The sequence below is a fragment of the Actinocatenispora comari genome (assembly GCF_017312725.1).
Taxonomy (GTDB): domain Bacteria; phylum Actinomycetota; class Actinomycetes; order Mycobacteriales; family Micromonosporaceae; genus Actinocatenispora; species Actinocatenispora comari.
Genome location: NZ_BOPO01000113.1, coordinates 1 through 18,571, shown reverse-complemented (window position 1 = coordinate 18,571; position 18,571 = coordinate 1). Strand labels below are relative to the sequence as shown.

The following is an 18,571-nucleotide window of genomic DNA, read 5'->3' as shown; positions in this document are numbered from 1 at the left end:
CCGTGCTGGTACCCCTGTCCTGGCTGCGGGAGGCCGTGGAGATCCCGGACGAGCTGGCGCCGGCCGAGGTCGGCGAGGCGTTCACCACCCTCGGTGTCGAGGTCGAGCAGATCACCGATCTCGCGGCGAGCGTGCGCGGGCCGCTGGTGGTCGGCACGGTGCTCGACATCGAGGAGCTGACCGGGTTCAAGAAGCCGATCCGGTACTGCCAAGTCGACGTCGGCGCCGCCAACGGCACCGGCGAACCGCAGTCGATCGTCTGCGGCGCCCGCAACTTCGCGGTCGGTGATCTGGTCGTGGTGATCCTGCCCGGTGGCGTACTGCCGGGCGAGTTCACCATCGGCGCGCGCAAGACGTACGGCAAGCTGTCGGCCGGGATGATCTGCTCGGCCCGGGAACTCGGGCTGGGCGACGACCACGACGGCATCATCGTGCTGCCGGCCGACACCGCGGCCGCACCGGGCGACGACGCGCGGCCGGTGGTCGGGCTGGACGAGGTGGTGTTCGACCTGTCCGTCACCCCGGACCGCGGCTACCAGCTGTCGGTTCGCGGCCTGGCCCGGGAGCTGGCCCGGGCGCTCGACGTGCCGTACCGCGACCCGGCGGACCGGCCGGCGACCGCCGGTTCGGCGCAGGCGTCGGCGGGTCGGCGGATCCTGGTCGAGGACGCCGCCGGCTGCGACCGGTTCAGTGCCCGGCTGGTGACCGGGATCGACCCGGCCGCACCGAGTCCACAGTGGATGGTGCGGCGGCTGGCGCACGCCGGGATCCGGTCGATCTCGCTGCCGGTCGACATCACCAACTACGTGATGGTGGAGCTCGGCCAGCCGATGCACGCGTTCGACGCGGCCACCCTGACCGGTGACCTGGTGGTGCGCCGGGCCCGCGCGGCCGAGCGTCTGACCACGATCGACCACGTCGACCGGGAACTGTCCACCGAGGACCTGGTGATCTGCGACGACACCGGGGTGATCTCGCTGGCCGCGGTGATGGGCGGCGCGACCACCGAGGTCGGCGACGCCACCACCGACGTGCTGTTCGAGGCGGCGCACTGGGATCCGGCGTCGATCAGCCGCACCGCGCGCCGGCACCGGCTGCTGTCCGAGGCGTCGAAGCGGTTCGAGCGTGCCGTCGACCCGGCGATCACCCTGGCCGCGCTGCAGCGCGCGGTGGACCTGCTGGTCGAGTACGGCGGGGGCACCGCCGGCGCCGAGGTCGTCGACGTGGACCAGGTGGTACCGCCGGAGACGGTGCTGCTGAGCGCATCGCTGCCGGGCCGGGTGGTCGGCGTCGACTACCCGCTGCCGCGGGTGGTGGAGCTGGTCGAGGCGGTCGGCGCGCGGGTGGCGGTGGACGGCGAGACGCTCGCGGTCACCCCGCCGACCTGGCGACCGGACCTGGTCGACCCGGTGGACGTGGTCGAGGAGGTCGTCCGCCTCGACGGGTACGAGAAGGTGCCGTCGGTGCTGCCGCCGGTGGTGGCGGGCAACGGGCTGACCGGCGCGCAGCGGCGCCGCCGGTCGGTGGCGCGGGCGCTGGCCGAGGCCGGCTACGTCGAGGTGCTCAGCTACCCGTTCGTCAGCCCGGAGTCGCTGGACGCGCTGGGGCTGCCCGACGACGATCCGCGCCGGCTCGCGGTGCGGCTGGCGAACCCGATCTCGGAGCGGGAACCGTTGCTGCGCACCACGTTGCTGCCGACGCTGCTCGCGACGCTGCGGCGCAACCTGGCCCGCGGCCAGCGCGACGTGGCGCTGTTCGAGTCCGGGTTGGTGTTCCGGCCGGCGGCCGACACCCCGACCGAAGTGCCAGCGCTGCCGGTCGATCGGCGGCCCACCGACGCAGAACTGGCCGCGGCGCTCGCCGTGGTCCCGCGCCAGCCGTACCGGGTGGCGGCCGTCGTCACCGGCGAGGTGCAGCGGGCCGGCTGGTGGGGCGAGGGCCGGGTGGCGGACTGGACCGACGCGCTCGCGGCGGCCCGGCTGGTGGCGGCCACCGCCGGCGTCACCCTGACCGTACGGGCCGATCGGCACGCGCCGTGGCACCCGGGCCGGTGCGCCGAGCTGTCCGTCGACGGCGTCGTCGTCGGACACGCCGGTGAGCTGCATCCGGAGGTGTGCCAGGCGCTGGAGCTGCCCCGCGGTACGGCGGCGATGGAGCTGGAGCTGTCCGCGCTGCCGGCCCGCGAGCCGGTGCCGGCGCCGTCGATCTCGACCTACCCGCCGGCGCTGATCGACGTGGCGCTGCTGGTCGACGACGCGGTACCGGCAGCCGACGTGCAGGACGCGCTCGTCGGTGGCGCGGGCGAGCTGCTGGAGTCGATCCGGCTGTTCGACGTCTTCCGCGGTGACCAGCTCGGCGCGGGACGCAAGTCGCTCGCGTACAAGCTGACGTTCCGGGCCGGGGACCGGACGCTGACCGCCGAGGAGGCGGTGACCGCCCGGGACGCCGCGGTGGCCGAGGCGACCCGCCGGGTCGGCGCCGCCCTCCGCGGCGCCTGACCCCGACGCGTTCCGGCCGCGCCGGGCCCGGTCCGCGTGCTCCGGGACCCGGCGGGTCCGGCCGCGCCGTGCCCGTGCTTCGGGGCGCGCGGCGGTGACCGGGGCGGTGTCCGGCGCGGCCACCGGTCGTGCTGCGGCGGCGTCGGCCAGAATGGGGGCGTGGCGGCCGACGCCGAGGTGATCGGGGAGCGAGCGCACCTGCTGGCGCTGGCGTACCGGATGCTCGGCACGGTCGCCGAGGCCGAGGACGTGGTGCAGGAGACCTACTCCCGCTGGTACCGGATGGACCAGCCGGCGCGGGACGAGATCCGCAGCGCGCGCGGCTGGCTGACCCGGGTCGCCGGCCGGATCTGCCTGGACCTGCTCGGGTCGGCCCGGGCCCGGCGGGAACGCTACGTCGGGCAGTGGCTGCCCGAGCCGGTGCCGGCGACCGAGTTCGGCGACCCGGACACCGATCCGGTCGCCCGGACGGCGCTGGACGACTCGGTGAGTACCGCGCTGCTGCTGGTGCTGGAGGCGATGACGCCGGCGGAGCGGGTGACGTTCGTGCTGCACGACGTGTACGCGGTGCCGTTCGCGCAGATCGCAGAGATCGTCGGCCGGTCGCCGGCGGCGTGCCGGCAGCTGGCCAGCTCGGCCCGGGCCCGGGTCCGGCGGGAACCGACCTTCCGGGTGTCCCGGCAGCAGCACGACCGGGTGGTCCGGGCGTTCGCGGCGGCCAACCGGGGCGGTGACCTGCGCGCGCTGGCCGCGGTACTGGCGCCGGACGTGGTGCTGCGCTCCGACGGCGGCGGCCGGGTCACCGCGGCGCGCAACCCGGTGTACGGCCCGGACCGGGTGGCCCGGTTCCTGCTCGGTGCGCTCGCCGGGCGCCCGCAGGTCGAGGTGGTCGAACGGGAGACCGCCGACGGGTTGGGCTTCGCCCTGGTGACCGACGCCACCGTGATCGGCGTCGTCACGCTCGCGGTGGCCGGCGAGGCGGTCACCGAGGTGCGGCTGGTGCTCAACCCGGACAAGCTCTCGCGGTGGAATCCGGCGAAGGACGCCTGACATCGGGGCGGAGCGTGTCGTCCTGAGGGTATGTACACCAACACAGCGCTGCGGCGCGGCCTGCTCGCCGCGACCGCGATCCTCGGCGGCTACGTGGGGGTCTGGGCGGAGTTCTTCCCGGCCGCGTTCTACTCGTCGTTTCCCGGGTTCGGCCTGCACTGGATCGACATCGCGGGCGCCTTCGACGAGCACCTGATCCGCGACGTCGGCAGCATGTACCTGGCGCTGACCGCGGTGAGCATCGCCGGGGTCGTGGCCCGTACCGCCACCGTCGGGCGCGTCGCGGGTCTGGGCTGGGTGGTGTTCGGGGTGTTCCACTTCGGCTTCCACGTCACGCACCTGGTGGGCTCGACCCTCGACGAGGTCGGCGCGGTGGTGAGCCTGGGCGTCAGCGCGCTGCTCGGCGTCGCCCTGCTGTTCCCGCTCGCCCCCCGGACCGACCACGCCACCTGACGCGCTGCCGGTCAGCGGGCGGGGCGGACGTCCCAGTACCAGACGCCGCCGGCGTAGCGGGCCCGTACCGACAGCAGCCGGTCCAGGGTGCGCCGGACCGCGTCGCCGTGCGGCGCGGCCGGATCCAGCACCACGCAGTCGGTACGGCCGGCGGCGAGGTCGCTGTGCGCCCGGGCCTGGTCGGCGTCGTCGACACTCGGTACCCGGCCGGTATGGGAGACGGTCGCCGCCGTGCTGGCGAGCCGGCTGCGCGGGGTGCCCCACTGCGCCCGGCCGTCCGGGCCGGGGATCATCACGGCGCCGTCCGGTACGGCCATCTCGGCGTTCGTGCCGGACGACCAGCGCATCGACAGCCGGTCGGTGGCGAACGTGGTCGGTACGGCGAGGACGCTGTGGCCGGGGCGGACGTGGTCGCGCCAGCTGCCGGCGGTGAAGAACTGCGGGATCGGCGGCCGGTGGGTGACCGGCAGCGCGGTCGGCAGCAGCGGGACCAGCGCCGCCGCGTACCCGGCGAGCCAGAGCGGCCGGGGCAGCCCGGTGCGCACGGCGCGGTCGGCCCCGCAGGTCAGGATCGCGCCGAACGCGGCGATGCTCACCAGCGCGAGCCGGTCCGGGATCGCCTGCTCGACCAGCGGCAGCCGGGCAACCAGCGCCCACGGCCCGGTGACCCCCGTGTGGGTGCGCAGCACGACGATCTCGGTACCGAAGCTGCCGACCGCGAACAGCACCGCGGTCGCGGCCAGCGCGAGCACGGTCCGGCGCCGGCGCAGCCACCACACCAGCCCCGCGACCAGCACCAGCAGTCCCGGGCCGAGGAATGCGGTCTGCTCGGTGGCGTTGCCGGAGTAGACCCGGCCGGCCTGCGCGGCGCCACCGAGCAGCGAGAACGCGTTGAACCAGGGCCAGGCTGCCACGTCGGTGCCGTACATGCCGATGTCCCACGGGGTGCCGTGGTAGCTGTTCGGCCCGGCCAGCAGCACCCACAGCGGGTAGGCCGCGAGCACCACGAACACCGCCACGGCCACGCCGATCCGGACGGCGAAGCCCGGCAGCGCAGGCCGTACCGCGGACGGGGTCAGGGCCGCCCACAGCAGCACGAACACCCCGACCCCGAGCACCGTGAACAGCAGCACCTCGGTACCGGTGAGCAGCTGCGCGGTGAGCAGCACGCCGAGCAGCGCGCCGCGGCGCACCGGCCGCGGCGGGCCGGGGGAGGGCAGTACGCAGGCGACCACGAACGGCACCAGGAACTGGGCGGTGATGTGCACGTGCGCGTTGGACAGCGAGATCATGCCCGGCGCGAAGCCGATCAGCCCGGCGCCGAGCCCGGCGGCGAGCGCCGAGCCGGTCAGCCGGCGCCGGAACAGCACGTACCACGCGGCCGCGGTGCCGGCCAGGCACAGCCCGGTGAACAGGACGAACGTGGTCGCCGCGCCGAACGCGAGGGTGACCGGGGCGAGGATCAGGGCGGGCAGCACGACCGACGAGTTCGCCATCAGGTTGGCGCCGTGCGGTACCTGCACCGAGTCGGCCAGCAGCGGGTTGCTCAGGTGCGTCAGCGCGTAGGCGCCGTGCGCGAACATCCACTCCATCAACGGCTGGTCGTTGCGGTTGTCGGCGAGCACCCGGGTCTGCGGCGCGACCCACAGCCGGCTGGTGACCCAGTAGGCCAGCGCCGCGTAACACAGCAGGACCGCGAGGTGGCCCGGCCAACGGCGTGCCGGCGCCCCGGTCGGGTCCTCGGTGGACGCGTCCGGGGCGCGTTCGTCGGCCAGCCGGTGACTCACCGCGCGCGGGGCACCGGCGTCAGTCGCTGCCGGGCCAGGATCCCCAGCGCCTTCACCCCGTCCAGCCAGGTGATCTTCTTGCCCTCGGCCCGGCTGCGGGCGGAGTAGTTGATCGGCACCTCGTAGGGCCGGATGTGCCGGCGCAGCAGCTTGCCGGTCACCTCCGCCTCCATCCCGAAGCCGTGCGAGGAGATGTCCAGCTCCCGGTACAGCCGGGTGGGCATCAGCTTGAAGCAGGTCTCCAGGTCCGACAGGTAGCAGTTGTACAGGATGTTCGCCGCGGTGGTGATCGCCTTGTTGCCCATCACGTACCAGAACGAGAAGGCGGCGTGTCCGCCGAAGTTGCGGTTGCCGTAGATCACCGTGCCCTGCCCGTCGCGTACCGGCTTGAGCAGCTTCGGGATGTCGCGCGGGTCGTACTCCAGATCGGCGTCCAGGACCACCATGTAGTCGCCCGTCGCCTCGCTCACCCCGGTGTGGATGGCCGCACCCTTGCCCTGGTTCACGGTGTGGTGCACCACCCGTACCCGTGGATCGACGAAGTGGTCGAGCAGCTCACCGGTGCGGTCGGTACTGCCGTCGTCGACGACGAGCAGTTCCACGTCGCACGGGTAGCTGACCTCCAGGGTCTGCTTGATGGCGGTGATGACCCGTTCGTCCTCGTTGTAGACGGGCATCAGGATCGACAGGCGCACTGGAAACACCCCAACCGAATTTGCTCGCCGGGCCTGCGTCTCCAGGCTGCCCGAGGCAGCGTCCCGGCCGGACACGAACGGCCTCCCCTGCACCCCGTGAGGTGAACTCACCGGCACTCCGCGTGCTGAGCCGCATCGCCTTGATCGTAACCACGACGTGGGCTCCGGCGGTCCGAGCTGCCGACATCTCGGTACCTCTTTACGGGCCGCTTGCCGGGCTCGACGTGGCGTGGGTAACCGGAAGCCCGGGTCGCATCGTGATACAGTGCGTTGCATAGACATGCGGGAGGTTGTCGTGGGTGTACGGGTGGCCGTGGCCGGAGCGAGCGGGTACGCCGGGGGTGAGCTGCTGCGCCTGATCGCCGGGCATCCGGGCCTCGACCTCGTCGCGGCGACCGCCGACAGCAGCGCCGGCCGGGCGGTCACCGACCTGCATCCGCAGCTGGCGACGCTGTCCGGAGTGCCGCTGCGGCCGACCGAACCGGCCGAGTTCACCGACGCGGAGCTGGTGTTCCTCGCACTGCCGCACGGGCACTCGGCCGCGCTCGCCGCGGCCCTGCCGGCCGGCGTCAAGGTGGTCGACCTGGGTGCCGACCACCGGCTCGCCGATCCCGCCGACTGGACCCGCTACTACCCCGGCGAGCATGCCGGCACCTGGACCTACGGGCTGCCGGAGCTGCCCGGCCAGCGGGCGGCGATCGCCGCCGCCGACCGGGTCGCCGCCACCGGCTGCTACGTGGTGGCGAGCACGCTGCCGCTGGCGCCGCTGATCGCCGCCGGGGTGGCCGACCCCGACGACGTCGTGGTGGTCGCCGCCTCCGGTACCTCCGGAGCCGGCCGCGCCGCCAAGCCGCACCTGCTGGGCAGCGAGGTGCTGAACGACGTGTCCGCCTACAAGGTCGGTACCCACCAGCACACGCCGGAGATCAAGCAGGCCACCGGCGCCCGGTCGCTGTCGTTCACGCCGCTGCTCGCGCCGATGCCGCGCGGCATCCTGGCCACCGTCACCGCCCGGCCGACCGGTACCGCCGGTGCCGACGACGTGCGGCAGGTGCTCGCGCAGGCGTACGCGGACGAGCCGTTCGTGACGCTGCTGCCGGACGGCGCCTGGCCGCACACGGCCGCCACGTTCGGCTCGAACGGCTGCCAGCTGCAGGTCACGGTCGACGGCGACGCCGGCCGGATCGTGGCCGTCAGCGCGATCGACAACCTGGGCAAGGGCGCCGCCGGGCAGGCCGTGCAGTGCGCCAACCTGATGCTCGGCCTGCCCGAGGCCGCCGGCCTGACGGCGAACGGGGTGGCGCCGTGATCGGTTGCGGCACAAGCGAAGCCAGCGGGAGCACCGCGCCGCGGGATCGGTACCACGGGAACGTCGCGACGCAGGAGGAGGGCTCGTGAGCACGCACGACGAGCGGCTGGAGGTCGGGGTGACGGCGCCGGCCGGCTTCCGCGCCGCCGGCGCCACCGCGGGGATCAAGCCGTCCGGTGCGCCGGACGTGGCGCTGGTGGTCAACGACGGCCCGGACGCCACCGCGGCCGGCGTGTTCACCCGCAACCGGGTCAAGGCCGCGCCGGTACTGTGGAGCGAGCGGGTGCTCGCCGCCGGCATCGTGAAGGCCGTGGTGCTCAACTCCGGCAACGCCAACGCCTGTACCGGCAAGGCGGGCTTCGGCGACACCCACGCCACCGCCGAGCACGTGGCGGCGCGACTGGGCATCGGCCCGGCCGACGTGGCCGTCTGCTCCACCGGCCTGATCGGCGAACGGCTGCCGGTCGACAAGCTGCTCGCCGGGGTCGACACCGCGGCGAAGTCGTTGTCCCGCACCGGGGGCGGCGCGGCGGCGGAGGCGATCCGTACCACCGACACCAGGGCCAAGCAGGTCCGGCTGGACGGCGACGGGTACGTGCTGGGCGGCATGGCGAAGGGCGCCGGCATGCTCGCGCCGGCGCTCGCCACGATGCTGTGCGTGCTGACCACCGACGCGGTCGCCGACACCGACGTGCTGGGCGACGCGCTGCGCGAGGCGTGCCGGGTCACGTTCGAACGGGTCGACTCGGACGGCTGCCTGTCCACCAACGACACCGTGCTGCTGCTCGCCTCCGGCGCGTCCGGGGTCAGCGCCGACCCGGCGGAGCTGACCGACCTGGTCACCGCGGCCTGCGCCGATCTCGCCGGGCAGCTGCTGTCCGACGCCGAGGGCGCCACCAAGGACGTCACGATCGAGGTGGTCGACGCGGCCACCGAGGACGACGCGGTCGAGGTGGGCCGCGCCATCGCCCGCAACAACCTGGTGAAGACCGCGCTGTTCGGCAACGACCCGAACTGGGGCCGCATCCTCGCCGCCATCGGTACCACCGAGGCACGGTTCCGGCCGGACGAGCTGGACGTGGCGATCAACGGCGTGTGGATCTGCCGGGGCGGCGCGGCGGCCGACGACCGGGCCGGTGTCGACCTGTCCGGCCGGGCGGTGAGCATCACCGTACGGCTGGGCGCGGGGTCCGCGGCGGCGACGGTGTGGACCAACGACCTGACGCACGGCTACGTGCACGAGAACTCGGCGTACTCGACATGACCGACGTGGTGGTTCCCGCCGGTGCGGGCGAGTCGGCGACCAGCGACAAGCTCGCGGTCGCGATGGCCAAGGCCGAGGTGCTCACCGAGGCGCTGCCGTGGCTGGCGGAGTTCCAGGGCGCGACCGTGGTCGTCAAGTACGGCGGGCACGCGATGGCCGACCCGCAGCTGCGCCGCTCGTTCGCCGCGGACATGGTGTTCCTGCGCCGGGTCGGCCTGCGGCCGGTGGTGGTGCACGGCGGCGGGCCGCAGATCTCGTCGATGCTGTCGAGGCTGGACATCCCGAGCGAGTTCCGCGGTGGCCTGCGGGTCACCACGCCGGAGTCGCTGGACGTGGTCCGGATGGTGCTGGTCGGTCAGGTGGGCCGGGAGCTGGTCGGGCTGATCAACGAGCACGGCCCGCTCGCGGTCGGCATCTCCGGCGAGGACGCGCAGCTGTTCACCGCGGTCCGGCGTACCGCGCTGGTCGACGGCGACGAGGTCGACCTCGGCCTGGTCGGCGATGTGTCCACCGTGGACACCGGAGTGGTGGACGACCTGCTCGCGAGCGGCCGGATCCCGGTGGTCTCGACCGTCGCACCGGACGCCGGCGGGGTGGTGCACAACCTCAACGCCGACACCGCGGCCTCGGCGCTGGCGGTGGCGCTGGACGCGCAGAAGTTCGTGGTGCTCACCGACGTACCCGGGCTGTACGCGAACTGGCCGGACACCGACAGCCTGATCTCCCGGCTGCCGGCCGAGGAGCTCGCCACCCTGCTGCCGGACCTGGCAGCCGGCATGGTGCCGAAGATGGAGGCGTGCCTGCGCGCGGTACGCGGCGGGGTGCCGCAGGCGCACGTGATCGACGGCCGGGTGGCGCACTCGATCCTGCTGGAAGTGTTCACCTCCGCCGGGTTCGGCACCATGGTGGTGCCCGGCGACGACAACGGGGAGAAATCGTGACCGACGAGCTGGCGACACCGGCCGCGACCGGCGCCACCGCGGCACCGGCCGGCGGCGATCTGGTGGGGCGCTGGGACGCCTCGATGCTGCACAACTACGGCACCCCGGCGGTGGCGCTGGTGCGCGGCGACGGCGCGGTGGTCACCGACGAGCACGGCCGCGACTACCTCGACCTGTTCGGCGGCATCGCGGTCAACGTGCTGGGCCACGCGCATCCGGCGATCGTCGCGGCGGTCAGCGAGCAGATCGCGACGCTCGGCCACGTGGGCAACTTCTTCGCCAACCCGCCGCAGGTGGCGCTCGCCGAGCGGCTGCTGGCGCTGTTCGACCGGCCCGGCCAGGTGTACTTCGCCAACTCCGGCACCGAGGCCAACGAGGCGGCGTTCAAGCTGTCCCGGCGCACCGGCCGCCGCCACATCGTGTCCACCGTGGACGCCTTCCACGGCCGTACCATGGGCGCGCTCGCGCTGACCGGCCAGCCGAGCAAGGCGGCCGCGTTCGCGCCGCTGCCCGGAGAGGTCACCCACGTGCCGTACGGGGACACCGACGCGCTCGCCGCCGCGGTCACCGACGACACGGCGATGGTGATCCTGGAGCCGATCCAGGGCGAGGCCGGCGTGATCCCCGCGCCGCCCGGCTACCTGACCGCGGCCCGGGAGATCACCGAGGCGCACGGCGCGCTGCTGTGCCTGGACGAGATCCAGACCGGCATCGGCCGCACCGGCCACTGGTTCGCCCACCAGGCCGAGGGCGTACGACCGGACGTCGTCACGCTGGCCAAGGGGCTCGGCGGCGGCCTGCCGCTCGGGGCCTGCGTCGCCTTCACCGACACCGCGTACGGCGACGTCGCGGCGCTGCTGCCGCCCGGCTCGCACGGGTCGACGTTCGGCGGCAACCCGGTGTGCTGCGCGGCCGGCCTCGCGGTGCTGGCCACGATCGCCGACGAACACCTGCTCGACCACGCCAAGACGCTCGGCGAGCACCTCCGGGACGGGGTCGCCGCTCTCGACCATCCGGCGGTGGCCGGCGTGCGCGGTGCCGGCCTGCTGCTCGGCATCGTGCTGACCGGTCCGGTCGCCCCGGCGGCGGGGGCGGCCCTGCGCGAGGCCGGCTTCCTGGTCAACCCGTGCCAGCCGGACGTGCTGCGCCTCGCGCCGCCGCTGACCCTCACCACCGAGCAGGCGGACGGCTTCCTCGCCGCGCTGCCGGCCGCCCTCGACGCGGCCGGCGCGCCGGCCGACGGCACCGGCGCCCGCGACGGTGCTGCCACCGACACCGCCACCGACACCGCCGGAGGTACCCAGTGACCCGCCACTTCCTGCGCGACGACGCGCTCAGCCCGGCCGAACAGGCGCAGGTCCTGGACCTGGCCGCCGCGTACAAGGCCGACCGGTACGGGTTCACCCCGCTCGCGCGCCGCGCGGTCGCGGTGATCTTCGAGAAGCAGTCGCTGCGCACCCGCAGTTCGTTCGAGGTCGGCATCGCGCAGCTCGGCGGCCAGCCGCTGATCATCGACGCCCGCAGCACCCACTTCGGCCGCGGCGAGACCGTCGCCGACGCCGCCCGGGTACTGTCCCGCTACGTGGACGCGATCGTGATCCGTACCTTCGGCGACGACCGGCTGGCCGAGCTCGCCGCCGCCTCGTCGGTACCGGTGGTCAACGCGCTCACCGACGGCTTCCACCCCTGCCAGCTGCTCGCCGACCTGCAGACCGTCCGGGAGCGCCGCGGCAGCCTCGCCGGCAGCACGGTGACCTATCTCGGTGACGGTGCGAACAACATGGCGCACTCGTTCCTGCTGGCCGGCGCCACCGCCGGGATGCACGTCCGGATCGCCGGCCCGGAGGGCTACCGGCCCGATCAGGCGGTGCTCGCCGAGGCCAACCGGATCGCCGCCGGCACCGGCGGCTCCACCGCCGTACTCAGCGACCCGAAGCAGGCGGTCGACGGCGCCGACGTGCTCGTCACCGACACCTGGACCTCGATGGGCCAGGAGGACGACGGCCGGGACCGCATCACCCCGTTCCTGCCGTACCAGGTCAACGCCGAGCTGCTGGCCGCCGCCGCGGACGGCGCGTTCGCGCTGCACTGCCTGCCGGCGCACCGCGGCGAGGAGATCACCGACGAGATCCTGGACGACCCGGCCGGGGCGATCTTCGACGAGGCGGAGAACCGGCTGCACGCGCAGAAGGCGCTGCTCGCCTGGCTGCTCGACGACGCCGTCCAGGCCGGCGCCGGACTGCCGGCGGACGCCGACGAACCGACCGGCGGGACGCCGGCGGATCCGGCGCGGGGGAGCGTGACATGACGACCGGCATCCGGGACGGCGACGCCGGTACCGCGCCGCGGCCGGTGACGAAGGCCGCCCGGCACGCCCGCATCGCCGAGCTGATCCGCACCCGTACGGTGCGGTCGCAGACCGAGCTGGTGCAGCTGCTGGCCGACAGCGGCATCACCGTCACCCAGGCGACCCTGTCCCGGGACCTGGAGGAGCTCGGCGCGGTCAAGGTGCGCGGCACCGACGGCGGCGCGTCCAGCTACCTGCTGCCGGAGGAGGGCGGTCCGCCGATGCGGCCGGCCGAGCAGGCGCCGGCCCGGCTGCAGCGGCTGCTGCGGGAGCTGCTCACCGGCGCGGACGCGAGCGGCAACCTGGCGGTGCTGCGTACCCCGCCGGGGGCCGCGCAGTTCCTGGCGAGCGCGCTGGACCGGTCCGGGCTGCCCGAGGTGGTCGGCACGATCGCCGGCGACGACACCATCGCGGTGATCGCCCGCGAGCCGCTGACCGGCGCCGACCTGGCCGCCCAGCTGCTGCGCTGGGGCGGCACCGACGAGCCCGAGAGCTGAGCCGGGCGGCCGCGCCCGCGGTGCCGCGAGGCCAGCTCGTACCCATCCATCGCACCCAGGAAGAATGGCGGCGTGAGCGAACAGCAGCAGAACGCGACCGAACCGACCCGGCTGTGGGGTGGCCGGTTCGCCGGCGGCCCGGCCGAGGCACTGGCCCGGCTGAGCCTGTCGGTGCACTTCGACTGGCGCCTCGCGCCGTACGACATCGCCGGTTCCCGCGCGCATGCCCGGGTGCTGGCCCGTGCCGGCCTGCTCGACGCCGACGAACTGGGCAAGATGCTCGCCGCCCTCGACGACCTCGCCGCGGCCTGCGCGGCCGGCGAGTTCACCCCGACCGTCGAGGACGAGGACGTGCACACCGCGCTGGAACGCGGCCTGCTGGAGCGGCTCGGCACCCTCGGCGGCAAGCTGCGCGCCGGTCGCAGCCGCAACGACCAGGTCGCCACCGACCTGCGGCTGTACCTGCGCGACCACGTCCGCGGTCTGGCCGGCCGGCTGGTCGACCTGGTCGAGGCGCTCACCGAGCAGGCCCGCAACAACGTCGACACCCCGGCGCCGGGCATGACCCACCTGCAGCACGCGCAGCCGATCTCGTTCGGCCACCAGCTGCTCGCGCACGTCCAGTCGTTCGGCCGTGACCTGGACCGGCTCGCCGACTGGGACACCCGCGCCGCGTGCAGCCCGCTCGGCGCCGGCGCGCTCGCCGGCTCGTCGCTGCCGCTGGACCCCGCCGCCGTCGCCACCGAGCTCGGGTTCGACGCGCCGTGCGAGAACTCCATCGACGCGGTCTCCGACCGCGACTTCGCCGCCGAGTTCCTGTTCGACGCGGCGCTGATCGGGGTGCACCTGTCCCGGCTCGGCGAGGAGATCGTGCTGTGGACCTCGCAGGAGTTCGGCTGGGTGGAGCTGGACGACGCGTTCGCCACCGGCTCGTCGATCATGCCGCAGAAGAAGAACCCGGACGTCGGTGAGCTGGCCCGGGGCAAGTCCGGCCGGCTGATCGGCAACCTGACCGGGCTGCTCGCCACGCTCAAGTCGCTGCCGCTCGCCTACGACCGCGACCTCCAGGAGGACAAGGAGCCGGTCTTCGACGCGATCGACACCCTGGAGGTGCTGCTGCCCGCGCTGACCGGCCTGGTCGCGACCATGACCGTACGGGCCGACGTGCTCGCCGCGGCGGCACCGAAGGGCTACACCCTGGCCACCGAGGTCGCCGACTGGCTGGTCCGCCGCGGCGTGCCGTTCCGCGACGCGCACGAGATCTCCGGCGCCCTGGTGGCGCTGTGCCTGTCCCGCGGCTGCGCCCTGGACGAGGTGTCCGACGCCGACCTCGCCGCGGTCAGCGACCAGCTGACCCCGCAGGTACGCGAGGTGCTGTCGGTGCCGGGTGCGCTCGCCGCCCGGACCACGCCCGGATCCACCGGCCCCGGTCCGGTCACCGACCAGTTGACCGCGCTGGCCGGGAGGCTGACCGGCTGGCGCGACTGGGCCGACACCCAGGTGGTGCCGCGCTGAGCTACCGGTTCCTGTCCGCCCCGGCCGAGCAGGTCGACGCCACCGCGCGTGCCCTGCTCGGCTGGCAACTGACCGCGCACGGCGTCCGGCTGCGCCTCACCGAGGTCGAGGCGTACGCGGGTGCCGGCGGCGACCCGGCCTCGCACGCACACCGCGGCCGTACCCCGCGCAACGCGGTGATGTTCGGCCCCGCCGGCATCGCCTACGCGTACTTCATCTTCGGCGCGCACTGGTGCTTCAACATCGTCTGCGGCGCCGACGGTGAGGCGGCCGCGATCCTGCTGCGCGCCGGGGAGGTCGTCGACGGCGTCGAACTGGCCCGGCAGCGCCGGCCGAACGCCACCGACCGCGACCTGGCCCGCGGCCCCGCCCGGCTCGGCCGAGCCCTCGCGATCGGCGCCGAGGTCAACGGCACGTCGGTGATCGACGGCACCGGCCCGCTGCGGCTCACCCCACCCACCACTCCGGTACCGCCGGGGTCGGTCTCGGCCGGCCCCCGGGTCGGCGTGGCCGCCGCCCACGACGTGCCCTGGCGCTTCTGGATCACCGGCGACCGCACCGTCAGCCCGTACCGCCGGCACGTGCCCCGCCGCCGCTGACGCCGCCCACGCCTGCCGCCGACCGCGCGGGGTCGTCGGCGGGCGTTCCGGTCAGGCGCTGGCGCCGGCCGCGTCGAGATCGGCCAGGGACGCGGCGAACGGCCGGTCCCGGTTCGCGATCAGCGCATCGAGGATCTCGCGGGCGGCGAGCAGCCGGTCCACCGACGCGCTGATGCGGTCCCGCTCCGCGCCGAGTCCGTCGATCAGCTCCGGGCACACCGGTACCCGGACGACGGTCGGGTCGGCGAGGCACGGCAGGATCTCCGCGATCACCGTGGTACCCAGCCCCGCGGCCAGCAGCACCTGGATCTGCCGCACGGTGCGTACCGCGGACTCCGGATAGTCGCGGTACCCGTTCGGTCGTCGCGCCGGGGAGAGCAGCCCCTGCTCCTCGTAGTACCGCAGTGCGCGCCGGCTCACGCCGCTGGGCGCGGCGAGGTCCCCGATCTCCATGTGACCCAGTCGACCAACTCTTGACCCTCACGTCAACGTCAACCCTTAGCGTCGCGACATGACAGACACCACCGCCCCGCCGGTCAGCGTGCTCGGACTGGGCCCGATGGGTACCGCGCTCGCCACGGCGTTCCTCGCCGCCGGCCACCGCACCACGATCTGGAACCGCACCCCCGGCCGTGCCGCCGCCCTCGCCGATCGCGGCGCCACCCCGGCGACCACCGTGGCCGCCGCCGTGGCCGCGTCGCCGCTGATCGTGGCGTGCGTCCGGGACCACGCCGCGCTGCGTGGCGTGCTCGACCTCACCGGAGCCGACTGGACCGGCCGTACCCTGGTCAACCTCTGCTCCGGGCGGCCGGACGAGGCGCGCGCGTTCGCCACCTGGGCCGGCGAGCACGGCATCGCCTACCTGGACGGCGCGATCCTCACCCCGACCCCCACGATCGGCACCGACGCCGGCACCGTGCTCTACAGCGGACCCGACGAGCTCTTCTCGGTACACCGGCCGACGCTGGCCGCGCTGGGCGGCCGCGCGGTGTACCTGGGTGGCGACCCCGGCCGGGCCGCGGCGTACGAGATGGCCCTGCTCGACCTGTTCGCGACCGCGGTGCACGGCATCGCGCACTCGTTCGCGCTGGCCCGCGCGGAGCAGATCGCGCCGACCGACCTCGCCCCGTACGCCCGTGGTATCGGCGGCCTGCTGCCCGAGATGATCGATCGGGCGGCCCGGCAGCTGCAGGCGGGGGAGTTCCCCGGCGAGGTGTCGACCATCGGCTCCGCCGCGACGGCCATCCGGCACGTCACCGAGACGGCCCGAGCGCACGAGCTGGACACCGGTGCGCTCGACGCGATGCTGGCGCTGGTCGACCGCGCCGTCGCGGCCGGCCACGGTGACGCCGGGCTCGGCCGTCTCGCCCTGTCCGTACCTCGCTGACCGACCTGCCGAACTACCTCGCCGGCGCCGCGCCGGATGCGGAACAATCACCACCGTGACCGACATCGTTGCCGACCTCCAGTGGAGAGGTCTCATCAAGGACAGCACCGACCCCGACGAACTGGCCAAGCACCTGGCCAACGGGCCGGTGACGTTCTATGTCGGGTTCGACCCCACCGGACCGAGCCTGCACATCGGCCACCTGGTGCAGATCCTCACCGCGCGGCGCCTGCAGCAGGCCGGTCACCGGCCGCTGGTACTCGTCGGCGGCGCGACCGGCCTGATCGGCGACCCGAAGGACGCCGGCGAGCGCACCCTCAACGCGCCGGACGTGGTGGCCGGCTGGGTGGCTCGGCTGCAGGGCCAGCTCGCCCCGTTCGTCACCTTCTCCGGTGAGCTCGCGGCCCGTGCCGTCAACAACCTCGACTGGACCGCCGAGATGTCGGTGGTGGAGTTCCTGCGCGACGTGGGCAAGCACTTCCCGGTCAACCAGATGCTCTCCCGCGAGATCGTCCGGGCCCGGCTCGCCGCCGGCGGGATCAGCTTCACCGAGTTCAGCTACCAGCTGCTGCAGTCCAACGACTTCTACCAGCTGCACCGGCGGTACGGCTGCACCATGCAGTTCGGTGGCTCCGACCAGTGGGGCAACATCACCGCGGGGGTCGACTACTGCCGCCGCCAGGGCGCCACGGTCCAGGCGTTCACCACGCCGCTGATCACCCGCGCCGACGGCACCAAGTTCGGCAAGACCGCCGACGGTCAGTCGGTCTGGCTCGACCCGGCCATGACCAGCCCGTACGCGTTCTACCAGTTCTGGTTCAACACCGCCGACGCCGACGTCGACCGGTACCTGCGCTGCTTCAGCTTCCGCTCGCACGGCGAGATCGAGGAGATCCTGGCGTCCGCCGCGCAGCGGCCGGCGGCCCGCGCCGGCCAGCGGGCCCTGGCCGAGGAGCTGACCACGTTGGTACACGGTGCCCACGAGACCGAGCAGGTGGTGGCCGCGAGCCAGGCGCTGTTCGGCCGTGGACAGCTCGGCGAGCTGGATGAGTCCACTGTGGACGCGGCGCTTCGCGAGGCGGGACTGCTCGAGGTGACCGAGCTGCCCAACGTGGCGACCCTGTTCAAGCAGTCGGGCCTGTGCGCGAGCCTGTCCGAGGCGCGGCGTGCGGTGACCGAGGGCGGGGCGTACGTCAACAACGAACGGGTCACCGACGCGGACGCCGTACCGGCGCCGGACCTGTTGCTGCACAACCGTTTCCTGGTACTGCGCCGAGGCAAGCGCACGGTCGCCGGGGTGCAGCTGACCCGCTGAGGCCGACCCACCTCGTCGGTGTCGTCCGTCCGATGTGGACGGACGACACCGATGTGTGAGCGGGGACACCGCCCCCCGGTTTGACGAGCCGATCATGGATCGCGTAACTTACTTCTTGCCCACGGGGAACACGGACAGGGCCGGACGCGAGAGCGGCCGGTGGCCGGCCCGGGGCGGCGATCAGGTTGGAAGACACGATCGTCGGGCGGTGCGGAAGAGATCCGGGAAGCCGGGTTTGCATCCGCGACACCGACCATGTACTCTGGAACACCGCAGGAAGCCGGACGAGCCGGTCGACGTGCAAGATCTTGATCTTGCACGAGACTTGGAAGGCCGGTCTGCGACCCCCAGGTGAGAGCCCAGAAACGGGTGAGCTACTCTGGGGAGGCCTAAGAGAGAGCGAGGCCGCTTAGCGCGGCGGTTCTCTCACGGGCAACATAGCAACATGGAACAAGCCCCTAGGGTTTTCCACGTGTGTGGTTGTCTTAGGTGTGCGTTTGTTTCTTGAGAACTCAACAGGGTGTTGAAAAGCCAGTGCATTAGTTTTGCCCCGTTGCCATGGCTGGCCGTTGTGGTTGGTTGTGGTGGGGTTCCTTTGATGCAGTTCGCCTGGCCCTTGTTTTTTTGGGGGTTGGGTGTGTTGCTGGGATTTTCTTCAAGTTTTTGGTGGAGAGTTTGATCCTGGCTCAGGACGAACGCTGGCGGCGTGCTTAACACATGCAAGTCGAGCGGAAAGGCCCTTTCGGGGGTACTCGAGCGGCGAACGGGTGAGTAACACGTGAGTAACCTGCCTTCAGCTTCGGGATAACCCCGGGAAACCGGGGCTAATACCGGGTATTCACATTGTCTCGCATGGGATGGTGTGGAAAGGGTTTTACCGGCTGGGGATGGACTCGCGGCCTATCAGCTTGTTG

At 73.3% G+C, this 18,571-nt stretch carries 16 protein-coding genes and 1 rRNA gene; 14 read left to right on the top strand and 3 right to left on the bottom strand.

Annotation, left to right across the window (positions count from 1 at the left end):
- Nucleotides 1-2 precede the first annotated feature (2 nt).
- The 3 genes from pheT to NUM_RS27025 all read left to right on the top strand — a co-directional run bounded on the left by pheT (nucleotide 3) and on the right by NUM_RS27025 (nucleotide 4,001).
- Nucleotides 3-2,498 (top strand): phenylalanine--tRNA ligase subunit beta, encoded by a 2,496-nt coding sequence (pheT, locus tag NUM_RS27035; protein ID WP_207127767.1) that lies wholly within the window; start codon nucleotides 3-5, stop codon nucleotides 2,496-2,498.
- Nucleotides 2,499-2,657: 159 nt separating this feature from the next.
- The gene (gene sigJ / locus NUM_RS27030) at nucleotides 2,658-3,548 is read left to right on the top strand and encodes an RNA polymerase sigma factor SigJ (protein WP_225918880.1); all 891 of its coding nucleotides are present in this window, start codon (nucleotides 2,658-2,660) and stop codon (nucleotides 3,546-3,548) included.
- A gap of 30 nt (nucleotides 3,549-3,578) precedes the next feature.
- Entirely contained in the window at nucleotides 3,579-4,001 is a 423-nt protein-coding gene (locus NUM_RS27025; RefSeq protein WP_207127766.1) for a hypothetical protein, read from the top strand.
- Between the two features lie 11 nt (nucleotides 4,002-4,012).
- On the opposite strand, the gene NUM_RS27020 is transcribed toward NUM_RS27025, so the two are convergent.
- Nucleotides 4,013-5,788: a hypothetical protein gene (locus NUM_RS27020; protein ID WP_207127765.1), complete on the bottom strand. Its 1,776-nt coding sequence runs from the start codon at nucleotides 5,786-5,788 to the stop codon at nucleotides 4,013-4,015.
- Nucleotides 5,785-6,483 (bottom strand): glycosyltransferase family 2 protein, encoded by a 699-nt coding sequence (locus NUM_RS27015; RefSeq protein ID WP_207127764.1) that lies wholly within the window; start codon nucleotides 6,481-6,483, stop codon nucleotides 5,785-5,787. The genes NUM_RS27020 and NUM_RS27015 overlap by 4 nt, the downstream gene beginning before the upstream one ends.
- A gap of 295 nt (nucleotides 6,484-6,778) precedes the next feature.
- Between NUM_RS27015 and argC the strand changes: the two genes are divergently transcribed.
- The 8 genes from argC to NUM_RS26975 all read left to right on the top strand — a co-directional run bounded on the left by argC (nucleotide 6,779) and on the right by NUM_RS26975 (nucleotide 14,955).
- On the top strand, nucleotides 6,779-7,792 hold the full coding sequence (argC, locus tag NUM_RS27010) for an N-acetyl-gamma-glutamyl-phosphate reductase (RefSeq protein ID WP_207127861.1): 1,014 nt from the start codon (nucleotides 6,779-6,781) through the stop codon (nucleotides 7,790-7,792).
- Nucleotides 7,793-7,877: 85 nt separating this feature from the next.
- Entirely contained in the window at nucleotides 7,878-9,056 is a 1,179-nt protein-coding gene (gene argJ, locus NUM_RS27005; protein WP_225918879.1) for a bifunctional glutamate N-acetyltransferase/amino-acid acetyltransferase ArgJ, read from the top strand.
- Complete coding sequence (gene argB, locus NUM_RS27000) at nucleotides 9,053-9,997, top strand: acetylglutamate kinase (RefSeq protein WP_207127763.1); 945 nt, start codon at nucleotides 9,053-9,055, stop codon at nucleotides 9,995-9,997. The genes argJ and argB overlap by 4 nt, the downstream gene beginning before the upstream one ends.
- A gap of 83 nt (nucleotides 9,998-10,080) precedes the next feature.
- The gene (locus tag NUM_RS26995) at nucleotides 10,081-11,304 is read left to right on the top strand and encodes an acetylornithine transaminase (protein WP_207127859.1); all 1,224 of its coding nucleotides are present in this window, start codon (nucleotides 10,081-10,083) and stop codon (nucleotides 11,302-11,304) included.
- A complete protein-coding gene (gene argF, locus NUM_RS26990; protein ID WP_207127762.1) occupies nucleotides 11,301-12,305 on the top strand; it encodes an ornithine carbamoyltransferase in 1,005 nt (334 codons plus the stop codon). Before NUM_RS26995 ends, argF begins: the two co-directional genes overlap by 4 nt.
- Nucleotides 12,302-12,841: an arginine repressor gene (locus tag NUM_RS26985; protein WP_207127761.1), complete on the top strand. Its 540-nt coding sequence runs from the start codon at nucleotides 12,302-12,304 to the stop codon at nucleotides 12,839-12,841. The genes argF and NUM_RS26985 overlap by 4 nt, the downstream gene beginning before the upstream one ends.
- Before the next feature lie 72 nt (nucleotides 12,842-12,913).
- Nucleotides 12,914-14,356, top strand: a complete 1,443-nt coding sequence (gene argH, locus NUM_RS26980; RefSeq protein ID WP_207127760.1) for an argininosuccinate lyase — start codon at nucleotides 12,914-12,916, stop codon at nucleotides 14,354-14,356.
- Complete coding sequence (locus tag NUM_RS26975; RefSeq protein WP_207127858.1) at nucleotides 14,353-14,955, top strand: DNA-3-methyladenine glycosylase; 603 nt, start codon at nucleotides 14,353-14,355, stop codon at nucleotides 14,953-14,955. The genes argH and NUM_RS26975 overlap by 4 nt, the downstream gene beginning before the upstream one ends.
- Nucleotides 14,956-15,006: 51 nt before the next feature.
- Here the strand turns inward: NUM_RS26975 and NUM_RS26970 are convergent, their stop codons facing one another.
- Nucleotides 15,007-15,408 carry a MerR family transcriptional regulator gene (locus NUM_RS26970; RefSeq protein WP_207127759.1) on the bottom strand — a complete coding sequence of 134 codons (402 nt, stop codon included), beginning with the start codon at nucleotides 15,406-15,408 and terminating at the stop codon, nucleotides 15,007-15,009.
- Nucleotides 15,409-15,466: 58 nt separating this feature from the next.
- On the opposite strand from NUM_RS26970, the gene NUM_RS26965 reads away from it, so the two are divergent.
- The 3 genes from NUM_RS26965 to NUM_RS26955 form a co-directional block, all read left to right on the top strand.
- Complete coding sequence (locus tag NUM_RS26965; RefSeq protein ID WP_207127758.1) at nucleotides 15,467-16,342, top strand: NAD(P)-dependent oxidoreductase; 876 nt, start codon at nucleotides 15,467-15,469, stop codon at nucleotides 16,340-16,342.
- A gap of 55 nt (nucleotides 16,343-16,397) precedes the next feature.
- The gene (gene tyrS, locus NUM_RS26960) at nucleotides 16,398-17,657 is read left to right on the top strand and encodes a tyrosine--tRNA ligase (protein ID WP_207127756.1); all 1,260 of its coding nucleotides are present in this window, start codon (nucleotides 16,398-16,400) and stop codon (nucleotides 17,655-17,657) included.
- Nucleotides 17,658-18,320: 663 nt separating this feature from the next.
- Nucleotides 18,321-18,571, top strand: a 16S ribosomal RNA gene (locus tag NUM_RS26955); the annotation flags it as partial.

What these genes read in the sequence shown, in the direction of transcription:
- NUM_RS27025 (WP_207127766.1), top strand. Translation starts at nt 3,579, where the DNA reads ATGTACACCAACACAGCGCTGCGGCGCGGCCTGCTCGCCGCGACCGCG.
- argB (WP_207127763.1), top strand. Translation starts at nt 9,053, where the DNA reads ATGACCGACGTGGTGGTTCCCGCCGGTGCGGGCGAGTCGGCGACCAGC.
- NUM_RS26995 (WP_207127859.1), top strand. Translation starts at nt 10,081, where the DNA reads ATGCTGCACAACTACGGCACCCCGGCGGTGGCGCTGGTGCGCGGCGAC.
- NUM_RS26985 (WP_207127761.1), top strand. Translation starts at nt 12,302, where the DNA reads ATGACGACCGGCATCCGGGACGGCGACGCCGGTACCGCGCCGCGGCCG.
- NUM_RS26970 (WP_207127759.1), bottom strand. Translation starts at nt 15,408, where the DNA reads ATGGAGATCGGGGACCTCGCCGCGCCCAGCGGCGTGAGCCGGCGCGCA.
- NUM_RS26965 (WP_207127758.1), top strand. Translation starts at nt 15,467, where the DNA reads ATGACAGACACCACCGCCCCGCCGGTCAGCGTGCTCGGACTGGGCCCG.